This is a genomic window from Elstera litoralis (genome assembly GCF_000963705.1).
Lineage (GTDB): Bacteria > Pseudomonadota > Alphaproteobacteria > Elsterales > Elsteraceae > Elstera > Elstera litoralis.
This window is the reverse complement of the sequence record NZ_LAJY01000169.1, coordinates 1-795: the sequence shown is the minus strand read 5'-3', so window position 1 is coordinate 795 and position 795 is coordinate 1. Positions and strand designations below refer to the sequence as shown.

Genomic DNA, 795 nt, shown 5'->3' with positions numbered 1-795 from the left:
CCCACCATCGTCCAAGCTGCGGCAAGACGCACCACTTGCAACGAGGTCGACGCCAACACCACCGGGCGGTAAATGCCCGCGACATGGGTGAAATTCGCAGTCAGGAGCGCCGCGAGCACAATGATCTGATGGTAATAATGCGGGGCGCGCAGTGTATCGTTCTGAAACCAGAACAAGACATAGGCCACCACCGCCACCAATAGAATATCGGTCAGACGCAGGAGACCGGCGATCAGCGTGGTCCGATCGGAAGCAGGAAACGCGCGAACGTCACTCATAGCCAGGGGGGCGCACCAAACAGGAGAAAGAGAAGCTCACCGGCAGCCCGCAGACCGCCCGTTCAAGCCCGGACGGACTATACCGCTCGCTGGGCGTGCTGTTTCATCAAATTCCGGAAAAACTCCAAGGCATCCATTGTAGAGCGGGTAAAGCGCACGGCGAGGGTTTTATGGCGCGAGTCGAAGCGCACCACCCGAATGGTCGCCGTATAATTGCGGTCGCCGCCGACCAGACAGAAATTGGCCTGGGTTTCGCCCCCCTGATCCAAATCGCCATCATAGCCCGCGATCAACAACCCACCGATGGACCAATCGATCGTCGTATAAACCTTATCCGCCAGCTTTACTTGCAATTTTGGCTCGCTGAACCGCGTGTAGTTGCGCTTTTCGCCCTTCGCCACATTGGTAATCTTCGGCATCGCCTCCGCTGGCTTTGCCTTCGACGGCCCGTCTTGACGGTGGCCGCCGGGTCATCGAGATCAAATCGATCTTTTTCAGAACGAGATCTTTAAAACGT

2 protein-coding genes are annotated in these 795 nt (G+C 57.2%); both read right to left on the bottom strand.

The window, feature by feature from the left end; genetic code table 11:
- Positions 1–278 (bottom strand): hypothetical protein (locus tag VZ95_RS07715; protein ID WP_045775338.1); only part of this gene is annotated, 278 nt, incomplete at its 3' end.
- Positions 279–355: 77 nt separating this feature from the next.
- Entirely contained in the window at positions 356–697 is a 342-nt protein-coding gene (locus tag VZ95_RS07710; RefSeq protein WP_045775337.1) for a PilZ domain-containing protein, read from the bottom strand.
- Positions 698–795 lie beyond the last annotated feature (98 nt).

Coding starts and splice junctions, on each gene's coding strand:
- VZ95_RS07710 (WP_045775337.1), bottom strand. CDS start 697: ATGCCGAAGATTACCAATGTGGCGAAGGGCGAAAAGCGCAACTACACG.